Genomic DNA, 13205 nt, shown 5'->3' with positions numbered 1-13205 from the left:
GGGAAGCCCGGCGTCGACCGGGCTCCCGAGTTGATGGAAGTAAAGCGGCTTATGCGGCCGCTTCCAGAGGGAGTTGAGAGTCTGCGTCCTGCTCCTCTAGGCTTGCCTTCTCGGCCCGGTCCAGCTTGAGAATCGAATTCACCCGGATCTCCCAGATGGTCTTCTTCTGGATTGGCTTCTTGCCGACCTTCTTGGTCTCGTACTCCCGGCTGCGCAGCTCGCCTTCCACCTGCAGATGAGCGCCCTTCTTCAGCGTGCCGGCGAACTCACTGAGCTTGCCGAAGATCACGCAACGGTGCCATTCGGTGTGCGAGATGTACTGGCCGTCCTTCTTGTAGGAACTCTTGGTTGCCAACGAGAGAGTGGTGAAGCTGCGGTTGTCGTTGGTGCGAACTTCTGCGTCGTTGCCGAGGAAGCCGATGAGGGTGACTTTGTTCTGGTACATGGTGGTGATCTCCGTGAGTTGAATTTCCCGATCTTGCTCGGGTCACTAATAAGCGAAGTGGGCCCGGCTCCCAAGTGCCAAGCTCTGCATTTGCGGAGGGTCCGGCGAAGCAGGAAACCGTAACCCGAAGGGCGACGCAGTCGAAGCAGAAGAGCGCCGCGCCGCAGGGCGCCGGTTAAGCCCCGAAGCAGTGACCGTGCATAGGCGGGATACGAGACGGATGAATCCTTCTGGGCCGAAGTCACTCTCTCGATTCTCGGCGGCGGATGTTCGCCCAAACCGCAGCTCATTCCTGCTGGCTAGAGTTCCTTCAAAGGACGGCCTCTCGCGACTGCCGTTGCGCTCTTCGCCGCTCGGGGACGGCACGTTGAAGGCGTTTAGACACAGGTGGGGCTGGGCCGCCGGAATGGGAGCATGATGGTGCATCGGTAAGACCTCGGATACGGGTTGGTTTCTCTAGCGTTTGGACTGGGTGTTAGGCTGCGGAGGCGCGGTAGACCTCCTCGGTCTGGAAGCTCTGATCTGCATGGCTGTAGCCGCCGACTGTAATCAACTCGCGCACGCGACGCCGGCCTGTATGGTCGCGCTCGCAATAGAGCACGAAGTCGATGGCTTCTGCCGTCTCAGACCGCATGAAAGCGTGGTTGAGATTGGGTCGCGCACTGAGGGCAAGATTGGAGAGACGATTGAGGGCGTCCCACGCGGACTTTGCGTGGATCGTGGAAAGCGTTCCACCATGTCCGGTGTTCATTGCCTGGAGCAAGTCGTACCCGCATTCATTGCGAATCTCCCCCATGATGATGCGGTCGGGACGGTGGCGCAGAGCGGCGGCCAATAGCTCACTTGGAGTGATGGCGACCTGGCCTGGTATCTCCTCGACAGCCTCCCAGCGAACGGCGTTCTGGTGAGCGACCTTCAGCTCTGCCGGTTGCTCGATGATGAGCAGGCGTTCGTTCTGAGGGATATGGTCAAGAAAAGCCTTCATGAGCGTGGTCTTCCCTGAGCCAGTTCCGCCACTGATGATGCCGTTTTTCTTCTTGCCAATCAGCTCGACCACCGTATCCCGCACATGGGCAGGCATACTCCCTGAGTCAATCAGCTCATCGGAGGTATACCAACGGTTGAACTTACGGATGGTCAGCGTCGGCCCGTTGATGGACGATGGCGCTCCGACAACGGCGACACGGGAGCCATCTGGCAGACGGGTATTGAGGATCGGATTCTGGGTCGTAAGGTCCTGGCCCAGAATCCGCGCGACGCGCTCAATCGCCGCCTGCAGCCGGTCGTTCGTGTACGGCTCGGACAGCGGAATATGCTGCACCACTCCCGCACGGTCGGCATAGACGCCAGTCGTACCGTTAATCATCAAATCCGAGATGGAAGGGTCGAGCAAAAGCTCGCGCAGTTCCTCTGGAAAGAACGGCAGTATGAGGTGGTAGCTCATCGCGCTCCCTCCGTGGCTTGAGTCGTCGCTACCGCTGGCGCGGCGGCATTGACACCGACGGGCATTGGATCGACGGACATCCGGTTCTCGTGGAACTCCGTGATGGTCAATCCCAGCGGATTGATCGTCTCGAACTGCGGGAAGATGCGGGCCTGGTCGCTCACCTGCTTGGGATTCAGATAGTAGGTAACACTGAGCAGCCAATGCTCCGTCCTCGGCTCCCGCGAGTTGCGCTGGGAGTAGAGCTTGTCGATGGTCACAAGGGCTGTGCCACGGGCAATCGTCGCGCCCTGTACCGTCTCTTCGGACATGGAGGTGATGGTGACGTTCTTGACCTCCACGTCGCTCTGCTCAATCTGTCCGCCGACGACCTGCGAGACGACGTGGTTTTGGTTGTCCTGGCCCATCAGTTGAGAAGCCAAGTTCTGCGACAGGAAGTAGTAGTTGAGCGGATACTTCTTGGCGATGGTGTCTCTGCTAACGGTGTACCGATAATTCGCCCAATCCGTCAGGTACGTCCGCACCTCGCCCTCCCGGGGACTGTAGTTGAGGTCGGTGTACGCAATGGCTTGTGCGCGTCCCATCTCGTCGATCCGGATGTACCGGTTGGCGATCGGACGGTGAGCCAGAGAGAAGATCAAGCCGAACGCTCCAAGCAGGAGAACTGTCTCGGTTCCGATTACGAATCGGCTGAGCTTCCGTTCGGCATAGTGGGAGGCGTAGACCTCGTTTCCGATCTCGTCGGTCAGGACCGACTGTTTCGGCGTGAGACGAACTTCATTGGCTACGATTGTGCTGGACATTGGGGGTATGGCTCCTTTCGCTGAGCGCACTGAAAACGACATAGGAATAAATGAGACCGGCAATTAGTGCGCCTACGAAGACGATCAGGAAGGCGACCCTGAATGGCTTTGTGAAGCCCAGCCGATTCAAAGCTTTCACTCGTAAGAGAAACCAGAACATGGGTCTATCCTCCTGACATGATGGCAGTCGATGCAGCTGTCCCAATGAGCTTAGATACGCTCTCTCCCAGACCCGATGCCCCGCCGAAGATAGCCTGAGTCATGCTCGGAATGAAGAGCATGTTGATGATGAAGGCGATGAACACCATGACACAAGGAATCAGATTAGCCAGCCACATTTCCATCGAATAGTTGCCGTTGAAGGTCTGTTGAATGAATCCGTTTAGAAATCCTGCCCAAACGAAGATGAAGGCGGCGGCAACGGCCCGAATCATGGCAAAGCTGACGAGCACATCGAGGAAGTGAAAGAACTTCGCACGGAAGGTTTTCGTCATCAGCAAAGGGACGAAAATAGGTCCAAAGAGTGCCGTCACACCATAGAGGATGAACGCACTGCAGTTGATGAGAAACAGAATGGCAGAAGCCAGTCCCAAAAGTATCTGCACGAGGAAGTAGCAGAGGATCTGAACCGGCGCGGTGAACGACGGCATCTGCGTCTGATCGCCGGCTGTCTTGAGCAACTGAAGGAGCGAGTCCAGGGAGCTTTGATCGAAGGCTGCAACCATCGCCTGGGCGATGTAGGAAAAGAAGTGGTTGATGCCGAAGCTCGCACCGGGGAACGGGTTGACCCAGTAGGTCTCCAAGAGGCAGCAGATGATGAGCTGAAGGAGAAACTTGGTCAGATCGCCCGCTTGAATCGGGTGATGATGCAGGCGGAACGTCATCGTGGAAGTTTGCCAGTTCACGACCATGCTGACGAGCATGAAGAATGAAATGCAGGCTAATTCCGTCATCCCGAGCTGAGTGAGAGCCCCGCCATTCTGTGTCGTCAGGTTGGTCAGATTGTTGGTGAACTGATACAGCCAATCAACGCCGGAACTCGCGCTGGGAAGGGCCTGGGCTAACAACGCAATGGAAGACATGGCGGGTGCTCTCTCTGGGTTTCAGGGACTCGGCTTAAGTCCGGGGCTAGGGGATGTAGGTCTTCCAGGTCTTGCCTTCATGGGCAGCGGCTGAATTTCGCTGCTTCTTGTCAGCCTCAACCTTTTTCCGAAGGGCCTCATTTTCCTGCTTGAGGTAGTCGTTGTCGTCTTTCTGTATCTGGAGAAGTTGGGCTGCTTTCGCTGCGGCGGCTGCCGTCTTCGCTGCCTGATCGCGTTGATAGATCGCGGCACCGCCAATGACGGTCAGTGCCGCAAGGATTGCAAGGAGAATCTTCGTATTGATGGCTGTCAGCATTTCTTCTCCGGATTAGGGCAGGTATTTTGTCCAGGTGCTGCCTTCATTGGCGGCGCTCGTGTCGTTGACCGTCCGTTGCTGTTGAACAGCCGCCGCCGTATTCAAGTCCTGTGCTGCGGCGTTCCGCTGCTGCATGTTGGCGACAGTCATCTGAGAGGCGAGGCAGACGTGCATAGCGGCCTGCGACTGCATCTCCGTCAACTGCTGGGCTTGAGCGGCGTTCAGAAGGTTCAACTGCTGCACCTCACTGTTCGTCGCTGACGTTGTATCGAACTGCTGCTGCGTGAGAGAACTGCTGGCTGTACCGTTCTGGCTGCGCCCGGCCCGGTATTGTCCAACTGCGGTGAGACAGTCTGGCGATACCGAATCGGACATCTCGATCATGGCGAGTTGGGAGAGCTGGGCGCTGTTCCCGACCGTTTGCCCTTGGAGGTAGGTGGTCGTCCCGGTGCTGACCGGCACGGTCGCCGTCTTCCATGCTGTGAGCGAAGCACGCGGCGAGTTGCTGTTGAGCGCTATATTGACGCCCGCCGTCTCACCGAACATATTCGCCACGTTCGCGTTCTTGAGCGCATTGAGCGTCGTCTGCCATTGCTGCTTGAATGAAAAGTGGGTGACGTTGTTCTTGAGCATGTTGTACTGCGACTCAAGGGTGGTTAGCTGAGATACGAGACTTGCGTAGCTCGTGGGATCGAAGACGATGTCTCCGATTCCGAAGAGAGCGAAGCTCGGCGTCGCTGTTGCCAGAAGCAGCCCGCCCGCGAGCAGATACTTCCGTCGTTTAGTTAGGTTGAACTTCATAGAGGCTCCTGAAGGGTTGAGGGTTAGTTGCACTCAGAGCGGGTGGGGTTCATGCGCTCCGGAAGCATTTTGAAGTTGGTCACGACATCGCCGAAGCGGGCGGGTACATTTGCATAGAACAGAACGCGGTCAATGACATCGCTTGCGTTTACTGTCCGCATCAAGTGAACCGTGGCGTAGCTGGCAGACACAGCGAAGGCAAGGGAAAGTGCGATTTTGAGAATACGGACCTTCATCTATGCCTCCAGATGGCACGATTACAGGGTTAAATCGACGCGGTGTTCCGCGTAGGACGGGATGAGTATGTCGGTGCCGATGTAAACGCGGGCACGCGAGCCTTCCTTGAGCGTGATGATCGGTAGCCGGTTGAGAAAGTGGTTGAGTACCTGTTCTCCCTCGGCTGCGGACTGCTCCGATATGCCGTCACGGATCTGGGTCGAGGGCGAGAGGACACTGCCGCTGTTGCCGATCTGGGCGAGACCGCCGAGACCGCCTACCGCCGCCGCTGCCGCGAACGCCTGCAAATAGCCGTGGTCAACCTTGGTAGCCAGGCCGGTCGTGCCGAGTGGATCGAGGCCGACATACTTGTCGAGTTCAAGCGAGAACCCATCCGGGCAGATCGCACGGTGGAAGGTCACAAACATCTTCCGCTGCTGGGCATTGCCAACACTCTGCACGGTTCCAATCAGGCGTGTACCTTGTGGCATGAGAAGCTGCTGGTGGTCGTGCGAGTAGTAGTCGGTCGTGAGCATGATGAGGATCGGCCCGTTCAAACCGCCATCGATATGGTTCGTAACGACACCTTCCAGAACGGTTCCTTCAAATACCCGGTAAAGCTGACCCTGATAGGAATCGAAGTCATAGGGTGCCATCGGATTGCTCTTACCAGCCAACCTCGCCTGTTGATCTGAGATCGCCTGAGCGCCTCCGCCCCTCCTGGCTTCTCCGTCGTCGCGAGTTGACCCTGCCATAGTTTCCGACGCTGACTTCGGCGTCATCTCTTCACGTTCGCCCAATACGGCGGTTGGTTGAGCTGTGGGCGGACCTTCGGCGGGGGTAGCGGTCGTCGGATGAGCGAAGTCGATGGCGACTGTGTCGCTGTTAATAGCGTCCTGATGCACCTTTTCCTTCTCCAAAGCCTTCTGTTTCGCCTCGGCTTGTACTTGCGAGACATTGGAGGTCTTGCTCGGTGCATTCGGGCTGTCGCCGTACATCGCCGAACGCTGGGCCGAAGTCATGGGCGGCGCTCCAGCTGCCTCCGGCCCTGGCACATTTTGCGCAGCCTGGAGTTGCTGCATCTCGGCGGCCAGCTCCTGCCGCCGCTGCTGATCCTCGGAATCTCGCTTCGCTTCCGTCGCCTGCTGCGTCTCGAAGCTGGAGACCTGCTGAGGATTTGCGGTCGCGGGGCGCATCGGCAAAGCGCTCTGCGGTGCGGTTCTCTTCTTGCCGCTCACAAGGCTCGATATGTTCGCGAGTCCTATGAGGCCGACGATCACGACAAGCGCGATGATGACAGGCGTACTCTTCTTCACTGGCCCCACAGCTTCACGCTGCGCGGGAACGGTAGCGGGCGGGTTGGGATTCTGGTCGGTCATGGCTAGTTCTTCTCCCCGCTGCGATGGAAGTCCACGCGCTTCTTGCCGATCGTCAGATAGCCGTTGTCCAGCTCCTTCGGCACGGTGTAAAGGCCGGCGTTGAAATCGAAGTTGATGAGCGATCCTTTGCCGTCCTTCAGCTCGTAGAGCGCAGGCGTCTCCTGAAACTGGCCGCGCAGGTAGGTGAACTTGTCGTCGTGCCATATTTGTTGGAGGCCAAGCTCTTTGCCCTTTTTCTCGTCCCAGGTGAAATCGAAGTGCAGGCTGCCCGGATACTGACTGCGATAGGTCTCCGCTTTGGCCTCTTCCGATTTCAACTCAGCAGCTTGCGCGGCCTTTGCTGCTGCGGCCTCCTGCTTGGCCTTATCCAACTCAGCGGCAGGGACGAAGACGGGCATGTCTGTAAGCCTGTCCTTAGCGGCCTTGTCACCGGGGATGATGAACACCTTGGAATCGAAGTGCGCGTCCGCGTCGTCCGAGATCTCCTGAAGTTGCAATGTGTATTCATTGCCGTGATCGGAAACGATGTGAATATCGGTGGTCGTGTTGGCGAGCTTTGGCTTGACGCTGATGAAGCGGCTGGCTACATGGCCGCCATCGAACACCCAGTCCACCGTGTCGCCGCCGAAGACGGTGGCGATCTTCTCTTCGGCCGGGAGGAGAATGAGGGTGGACTGTAGCAGCCCGGCCCGTATCACGGGCGGCGTCTGCGCCTCGGATACGGTGACGGAACGCGGCGCGTTCGGCTCAAGGCGATGCGGCGGATTCGCAGGCGAGGCCTGAGCAACGCCACAGGCGAGGGAGAGAAGAGACATGACGGTTAGGATCATCGGCGGTTTCATAGGGGCCCTTTGGTTGTGAAGTGGAGACACGGTTTACACAGCCTCGCCCTGGGCAAAACGAGAGATGCCCTCAGAGAGTCCGTACTTTTCGATTAGCTTCGTCCGGCGGACACGGTCCTTCGGCTTGGTCGAAAATGTTGCGTAGCTGCGACTGTCGAGATTCAGGGTGACGACCTTCGTCAACCCATCGCGCCGGATGTAAAGCCCTTCGCGGTCCTGCAAGCTCTCGAAGAGAGCGAGCTGCTGCTCGTTCATCTTGAAAAGCTCGGCGTAGCGCTTCCGGTTAAAGGTGGCGTCTTTGAGGAATAGGAAGGAGGTACAGGAGTTCACAATGCTGTCTGCGTTAGCACCGAGGTCGTCGGCGGACTGGCCGATCATTGTCACGCCGCCAAGGTTCTTGCGAACGGTCTTGATGGAAGCCAAAGCGCCGTCCAAGAGTTGCTTGTTCTTCATCGAAGAGAAGATCTCCTCGATGAGGATGTGCTTCGGCACTCCGAGATTGGCTGGGTCGTAAAGGACGTCGTTGATCCGACGCAGCAACCAAACCATCAACGGCTCGATCAGGTCGGCGTACTGCTCGTTGTTCACACCCTGGAAGTCGAAGCATTGGAGCCGCGAGAGCGATAGGCTGTCTTCGACGTTGTCGAAGACTGCGTTGTAGATGCCCTTGCCAACCCACTTCGCCAAATACCTGTCGAGCTTCTTCGGAAGGAACAGATTGGACAGCCTGCGATTCGCCGCGTCGAGCAGATACGTATCCTGCACGGCCTTGTGGATCACGTCGTCATCTTCCGGCTCCAGCTCGGCGCCGCCGTTTGTAAGAAGTAGCTTCACGAACGAGTAGAGGAACTTGATGTTGCTCTCGGTAGGCTCCAAGGCAAACGGATTCACCCGAGGGCCATCTTTGCCGACTCGATCAACCTTGCCGCCGTATAGCTCTACAACACTTTCATAGCTCCCGCCGATGTCGAAGATGTAGGTGTAGCCGCCATATTTCTGTTCAAGCGAGATGATTTGGTTTCCGTGGACTGACTTTCCGGTCCCGGTAGGGCCGATGATGAGCATGACGCGAACGCCATCCACATACACGTCCTGAAAGAACGGCGTCCGTGTGCGCGTCTCGAAGATGTTGAGGTACTCGGAGTCGAGGTCCTCCGAATGAGGATGTCCGAGATGAGGCGCGAACACAGACGAGAGGCGAGCATGATGGTCCTCGGCCAACCACAGCGGGAAGACATTGAACTTGTGATTGCCGGGGAACATCGCATAGAAGGCGGAGAGGTTGCCGAGTGTCTCCTCCATGACCTGCGCCCTCGCATCAACGAACACCCGATGCACAGTGGGGGCGGTGTCGCGGAGCTGCTCCGCGCTGCGGGCCGCAAGGAGCAAGCGAAGGGAAAACTCACCTTGGGCCTTCTTGTCGAGCGACCGGATGACTTCGCTGAGGTCATCTACGTTGTTGTTGGCAGCTTTCGCTCCGGCTCCGGTATCGAGCGACGCGCTATCGCGTCCGCTCATCACGCGCGTCAAGACGCCCACCTTGAAGAAGGAGATGAATTTCTCTTGAGCGTCGATCTCACTGCGGGCCGCCGAAGTGGACTTCACCCGCCATGTCGAGCAAACAACACTGTCGCAATCCAAGGTGAGCAGGCCGGAGAAGAGACACGGACGCGAAGCCTCTGGTGTCGTCTTCAGGGAGAACATCTGGACGTGGCGCTGCCCCACCTGCACATGGTCGCTATGCCAGGCAACCGGGCTCTTGACGATCTGGCGGTCAACACCTGTATCTGCGCGAAGCTGATCGCGGCCTGACCATTCCTCCAGATTGAACAAGTAGCTGAAGAACTGGAAGGCTTCGGCCTTGCCCAACAACTTGAGACCGAGAGAGCTGCCGAGGTGGCCTTCTAACAAGGTGGCCGTCTTCTCAAGATCGGAAAGCATCTTTGATGTGTCTGCGACATTCTCGTCTGGCTTGCGCTGGAACGCCTTCGCCTGGGAGGGCTCCAGCGTCAGGCACCAGTGGAGGTCGATGCGCCGAAAGGCCGCCGTCTTGTCGAGGTGCGTGAGACGGTCGCTCGCGAACGTCTCCGTCACCTCGTTCTTGTATCGCCTCTGCCGGGGAAGATCGAACCCAGAAATCACTCGCGTGTACTGATAGAGGCACGAACCCTCCGGCAATCCACGCAGAGCGCCTTCAAGCTGCCGGACGCGGGCCTCAAGTTCAAGATCGGTTAGGGACTCTTCATCTAAGCCGGTGAGAGAGAAGAGGCACCCGTAACCTCCGCCTTTCAGCGCGAAGATGTTCGGGCCAACGAACCGAGAGATCGGGACAATGCTGCACGCCGCTCCCGCTTTCGCAAACCATGGGGTATGTGTGATCAGTTCAGTATTTGCGCGGGTCATAGTAGCTCTTCTGGCCGAGGCTGAGGCCCCACAGCTGAAACATCTTTGGGTGTTTACGGACGATCAACCATGCACCGACCGCAAGTGTTGGAAAGCTTAGGATTGCCAGCATTCTGAAACCGACGAGGAAAACCGTCACGCAGACAAACACGATGGCCATCCATGCCGAGAGGTCAAGCCCTAGCTTGGCTCTCGGCCTGTTCAATGCCTGATTGATCGGTAACGGCTCTCCCCGCTTGGTCGTGTACATGGCAGCTCCTACATCGACTGCCCGGTGAGAGACCCAATCCAGCCCGCACCCCATCCAAGAACGCCGGCACCAAACAGCGCACCGAAGAGCCCCGGAATGGCATCCTGGAAACGACCGCTCATCATCCGAATGCCGGCGAAGATCAGACCGCCAAAACAGATGACAGCGCCCGCATAGATGGCGAACGTCTTGAACGTTCCCATAAGCGTCTGAGCGCCGGAGAAGTCCATCGTTCCTTGTGCGTGGGCAACGCTCGCGAAAGCGAGCACGAAGAGCGACGGCATCATTACACGAAATGCTTGAGTAAGCTTCCGGCTCAGTAGTTTGAGATTGTGACGAAGTGACATTCTGATTCTCCTGATGGCGTGTGGTGATTGCCATGTCAGGAAACTAGGTCACTTGGTATCGGTGAGTCCAAGTCTTCTTTCTTAGATCAAGCAAAGTTTTGCTTATAGAAGTGGGACTATCCGAGCAGTTCTAGCTGGTTCGGCATCGCGCGCACTCCGCGGGGGCGTTTGCGCCGAACAGTAAGACCTTCTTGCCTCAGGAACTTCTGAATGAATGGAACCGCGATGTGTTGGCTATTCTTGCTAGTGACGAACGCCGTCTGTGCCGACCAATTCACTCCTGCAATCGGTCGGGTGGTCAAGCCGGGCTCAAGTGGCAATGCTTGATCGATCAGCGCTAGGCCATACTTTTCTTTGACCATCCATTGAATGTCTGCAGGATTTGTGACCGAGTTCGCAATGCTAATGGGTATGCCAACTTCAGCGAACAAATGGACCAGATGCGCATGGGCAGACGGATGGAGTTCGGGATCGCGGAAGACTCTGATACGCGGCGCTACCTCGTGGATATCGAGGTGTGTTTGTAAGGCCAATGGGTCGTCGCTTCTCATGCACACGACAAGCTGAGAATGCGCGACGGGGATTACATCCAGAGTTTTGCTTTCAATGGGGCATGGCAGAATGCCGCAATCCAGTGCATCTGACTCCAGCCTCTGCACAATGAGAGCCGAATCACCGCCTGAGAATATGACCTCGCACTTGGGAAAGAGATCGGAATAGCACTGACGGAACGTCGTCAAGAGTGTTGGGTTCACAAATGACGAGAAGCCCAGCCTCAGCGTCGGCACTTCGCCCTTATGGATCGCTCGTGCGATCGCGAAGATCTCGCGCCGTTCATTTAGAACCGTCCGAGCCCAACTCAAGACGAGTTCGCCGGCAGGGGTCGGCGTGACGCCGTCTCTGCCTCGTCTCAGAAAAATGGGGAAACCAATGTCGCTCTCTAGTCCACGGATCTGCTGACTAATGGCAGGCTGAGAGCGATACATCTTCTCAGCCGCCCTCGTGAAGTTCTTACCTTCGTTGATTGCGACAAGATATTCGAGGTGGCGAAACTCTACTGGTTCTGACATGGCCCTGTGCTCCGCAGGTGTGGGCCGTGCATTCCACACCGCTATGTGGAAATGACATGACTAATCTTTGGCCGCAGGTACCAACACTGTCAACGGGGCACCTGGAGGTGCCCGGTTACCTGAAGGTGCTCCCTACGTGCAACCAACGACTACTTCTATAAGTTTTGTCACGGGTGGCATAGATAGGAAGTATTGGACTCTTTCGGAGCCGCGAGGCACGCTGAGGAATCGTCTGCTCTCAGACGAGGCAATGCCTAAGCCAAGGAGTCACCATGCAGCCCTTGTCGTCCCGTCCTAATCCAGAGCTTGACGCCGCTTCCAGAAAGCCTCCGACTTCAGCGGAGATGCACCCGGAACCGTTACTCGACGCCGCTGAAGCAGCGGCGATCATGCGCATTCACCCCAAGACGCTCCAGCGGTACGCCAGACAAGGAATCGTAAGGGGTCTGCAGCTGGGGTCCATGTGGCGATTCCGCGCAAGCGACATCGACCGATGGATATCTGAGCGTCTCGCCGGATAAGACAATTTTCAACAAAACCTCTGCCCGGCGTGCGATAGGCTTAGTTCAAGCCATCCGCTACGCCTATAGGAGAAACATGCCAAGGCGGACACGGTATCAGCAAGGAAGCGTGCAGTGCGAAAAACGGCGGAGTGGACCCGATGTTTGGGTGTTCCGCTGGTGGCAGTCAACATCTGACGGCGGAACTAAGCGTCGGAAAGCAATCGTCGGCACTACTGCCGCCTTGCCAACCGAAGCAGCAGCCCTCAGAGCCGCTCAAGCATTGCGCATCGACGCCAACCAGGAAACCCCGCAGACTGAAGGCGGGCCGAGCACGATCGCGGAACTGGTCGATCACTACCGGCTAAAAGAACTTGCCGGTGAAGATCAGGGACGCAAAGCGTTCTCAACACGCGCCGCTTACGAATGCTATCTGAGGGGATGGGTTCTGCCTCGTTGGGGAACACATCGGCTAGATCAGATAAAACCAGTTGCAGTAGAGGAGTGGCTGGGTAGCATCAAGCGTTCGAGGGGAACGAAGGCAAAGATTCGGAACCTCATGAGTGCTCTCTTCCATCACGCGATGCGCTACGAGTGGATCGAACGAAATCCGATCAAACTCGTGCGTCAAAGCGCGAAGCGAGAAAAAGTTCCTGACGTTCTGGAACTGCACGAACTCCAACTTCTCCTCAGCAAACTGGCGGTTCGAGAGCGCACCTTGGCGCTTCTCGACGCCGCAACCGGGCTGAGGGTCAGCGAACTCCTGGCACTCCGTTGGGACGATGTCGACTTCAAGAACTTGGAGATTCGAGTCACCGAATCGATCTGGCATCAGGTCGTCGGCGTCTGCAAGACCGAAGCCTCCGCCAAGCCCGTCCCGATGGACGAGTACATGGCTGAAGATCTTCGTCGCTGGCGGCGCAACAGCCCGTACCCGATGGATGGTGATTGGGTCTTTGCCAGTCCGCGCATGAAGGGGAAACAACCCTACTGGCCGGACAATCTCATGAAGCGCTACATCAGGCCGGTGGCACGTCAGGCCGGCATCACCAAGAACATCGGCTGGCACACCTTCCGTCACTCCTTCGGCACATTGCTGAAGGCGAACGGGGAAGATGTGAAGACGGTACAGGAGCTCTTGAGGCACGCGAACAGCAGGATCACGCTCGACGTATACACGCAGGCCGTGAACTCGCATAAACGAGCCGCACAGAGCAAGGTTGTAAGGATGATGGTGCCCAACGTGGGTCAGAGAGAGGTTGAAACTGACTCGCTTTTGGTACCCCGGCGGGCGTAATGGACCCTAA

At 57.4% G+C, this 13205-nt stretch carries 15 protein-coding genes; 2 read left to right on the top strand and 13 right to left on the bottom strand.

Going from position 1 to position 13205, the window contains the following annotated elements:
• Positions 1-49: 49 nt before the first annotated feature.
• From OHL12_RS02355 to OHL12_RS02295, 13 genes are all read right to left on the bottom strand, one after another.
• Positions 50-445, bottom strand: coding sequence for a single-stranded DNA-binding protein (locus tag OHL12_RS02355; protein WP_263412234.1), 396 nt, complete (start codon positions 443-445; stop codon positions 50-52).
• A 475-nt stretch (positions 446-920) separates the two neighbouring features.
• Positions 921-1889, bottom strand: a complete 969-nt coding sequence (locus OHL12_RS02350; protein ID WP_263412233.1) for a CpaF family protein — start codon at positions 1887-1889, stop codon at positions 921-923.
• The gene (locus OHL12_RS02345) at positions 1886-2692 is read right to left on the bottom strand and encodes a type IV secretion system protein (RefSeq protein WP_263412232.1); all 807 of its coding nucleotides are present in this window, start codon (positions 2690-2692) and stop codon (positions 1886-1888) included. The genes OHL12_RS02350 and OHL12_RS02345 overlap by 4 nt, the downstream gene beginning before the upstream one ends.
• 164 nt (positions 2693-2856) lie before the next feature.
• Positions 2857-3774 (bottom strand): type IV secretion system protein, encoded by a 918-nt coding sequence (locus tag OHL12_RS02340; protein WP_263412231.1) that lies wholly within the window; start codon positions 3772-3774, stop codon positions 2857-2859.
• Between the two features lie 46 nt (positions 3775-3820).
• Positions 3821-4090 (bottom strand): hypothetical protein, encoded by a 270-nt coding sequence (locus OHL12_RS02335; protein ID WP_263412230.1) that lies wholly within the window; start codon positions 4088-4090, stop codon positions 3821-3823.
• Between the two features lie 12 nt (positions 4091-4102).
• Entirely contained in the window at positions 4103-4891 is a 789-nt protein-coding gene (locus OHL12_RS02330) for a hypothetical protein (RefSeq protein WP_263412229.1), read from the bottom strand.
• A gap of 23 nt (positions 4892-4914) precedes the next feature.
• Positions 4915-5127 carry a hypothetical protein gene (locus tag OHL12_RS02325; protein WP_263412228.1) on the bottom strand — a complete coding sequence of 71 codons (213 nt, stop codon included), beginning with the start codon at positions 5125-5127 and terminating at the stop codon, positions 4915-4917.
• A gap of 21 nt (positions 5128-5148) precedes the next feature.
• Positions 5149-6486, bottom strand: a complete 1338-nt coding sequence (locus tag OHL12_RS02320; protein WP_263412227.1) for a TrbI/VirB10 family protein — start codon at positions 6484-6486, stop codon at positions 5149-5151.
• Between the two features lie 2 nt (positions 6487-6488).
• Positions 6489-7328 (bottom strand): TrbG/VirB9 family P-type conjugative transfer protein, encoded by an 840-nt coding sequence (locus OHL12_RS02315; RefSeq protein ID WP_263412226.1) that lies wholly within the window; start codon positions 7326-7328, stop codon positions 6489-6491.
• 33 nt (positions 7329-7361) lie between these two features.
• Positions 7362-9731 (bottom strand): VirB4 family type IV secretion system protein, encoded by a 2370-nt coding sequence (locus OHL12_RS02310; protein WP_263412225.1) that lies wholly within the window; start codon positions 9729-9731, stop codon positions 7362-7364.
• Positions 9712-9981 (bottom strand): VirB3 family type IV secretion system protein, encoded by a 270-nt coding sequence (locus OHL12_RS02305; protein ID WP_263412224.1) that lies wholly within the window; start codon positions 9979-9981, stop codon positions 9712-9714. The genes OHL12_RS02310 and OHL12_RS02305 overlap by 20 nt, the downstream gene beginning before the upstream one ends.
• Before the next feature lie 8 nt (positions 9982-9989).
• Positions 9990-10328 carry a TrbC/VirB2 family protein gene (locus OHL12_RS02300; RefSeq protein ID WP_263412223.1) on the bottom strand — a complete coding sequence of 113 codons (339 nt, stop codon included), beginning with the start codon at positions 10326-10328 and terminating at the stop codon, positions 9990-9992.
• 116 nt (positions 10329-10444) lie between these two features.
• Positions 10445-11398 carry a LysR family transcriptional regulator gene (locus OHL12_RS02295; protein WP_263412222.1) on the bottom strand — a complete coding sequence of 318 codons (954 nt, stop codon included), beginning with the start codon at positions 11396-11398 and terminating at the stop codon, positions 10445-10447.
• A 272-nt stretch (positions 11399-11670) separates the two neighbouring features.
• Here OHL12_RS02295 and OHL12_RS17355 point away from each other — a divergent pair, with 272 nt between their 5' ends.
• Positions 11671-11919, top strand: coding sequence for a helix-turn-helix domain-containing protein (locus tag OHL12_RS17355; protein ID WP_399260411.1), 249 nt, complete (start codon positions 11671-11673; stop codon positions 11917-11919).
• A 223-nt stretch (positions 11920-12142) separates the two neighbouring features.
• Entirely contained in the window at positions 12143-13195 is a 1053-nt protein-coding gene (locus OHL12_RS02290; RefSeq protein ID WP_263412221.1) for a tyrosine-type recombinase/integrase, read from the top strand.
• Positions 13196-13205 lie beyond the last annotated feature (10 nt).

This window comes from Terriglobus aquaticus (genome assembly GCF_025685415.1).
Lineage (GTDB): Bacteria > Acidobacteriota > Terriglobia > Terriglobales > Acidobacteriaceae > Terriglobus > Terriglobus aquaticus.
This window is presented reverse-complemented; position numbering and strand designations above follow the sequence as displayed.

Coding starts and splice junctions, on each gene's coding strand:
- OHL12_RS02355 (WP_263412234.1), bottom strand. CDS start 445: ATGTACCAGAACAAAGTCACCCTCATCGGCTTCCTCGGCAACGACGCA.
- OHL12_RS02350 (WP_263412233.1), bottom strand. CDS start 1,889: ATGAGCTACCACCTCATACTGCCGTTCTTTCCAGAGGAACTGCGCGAG.
- OHL12_RS02345 (WP_263412232.1), bottom strand. CDS start 2,692: ATGTCCAGCACAATCGTAGCCAATGAAGTTCGTCTCACGCCGAAACAG.
- OHL12_RS02340 (WP_263412231.1), bottom strand. CDS start 3,774: ATGTCTTCCATTGCGTTGTTAGCCCAGGCCCTTCCCAGCGCGAGTTCC.
- OHL12_RS02335 (WP_263412230.1), bottom strand. CDS start 4,090: ATGCTGACAGCCATCAATACGAAGATTCTCCTTGCAATCCTTGCGGCA.
- OHL12_RS02330 (WP_263412229.1), bottom strand. CDS start 4,891: ATGAAGTTCAACCTAACTAAACGACGGAAGTATCTGCTCGCGGGCGGG.
- OHL12_RS02325 (WP_263412228.1), bottom strand. CDS start 5,127: ATGAAGGTCCGTATTCTCAAAATCGCACTTTCCCTTGCCTTCGCTGTG.
- OHL12_RS02320 (WP_263412227.1), bottom strand. CDS start 6,486: ATGACCGACCAGAATCCCAACCCGCCCGCTACCGTTCCCGCGCAGCGT.
- OHL12_RS02315 (WP_263412226.1), bottom strand. CDS start 7,328: ATGAAACCGCCGATGATCCTAACCGTCATGTCTCTTCTCTCCCTCGCC.
- OHL12_RS02310 (WP_263412225.1), bottom strand. CDS start 9,731: ATGACCCGCGCAAATACTGAACTGATCACACATACCCCATGGTTTGCG.
- OHL12_RS02305 (WP_263412224.1), bottom strand. CDS start 9,981: ATGTACACGACCAAGCGGGGAGAGCCGTTACCGATCAATCAGGCATTG.
- OHL12_RS02300 (WP_263412223.1), bottom strand. CDS start 10,328: ATGTCACTTCGTCACAATCTCAAACTACTGAGCCGGAAGCTTACTCAA.
- OHL12_RS02295 (WP_263412222.1), bottom strand. CDS start 11,398: ATGTCAGAACCAGTAGAGTTTCGCCACCTCGAATATCTTGTCGCAATC.
- OHL12_RS17355 (WP_399260411.1), top strand. CDS start 11,671: ATGCAGCCCTTGTCGTCCCGTCCTAATCCAGAGCTTGACGCCGCTTCC.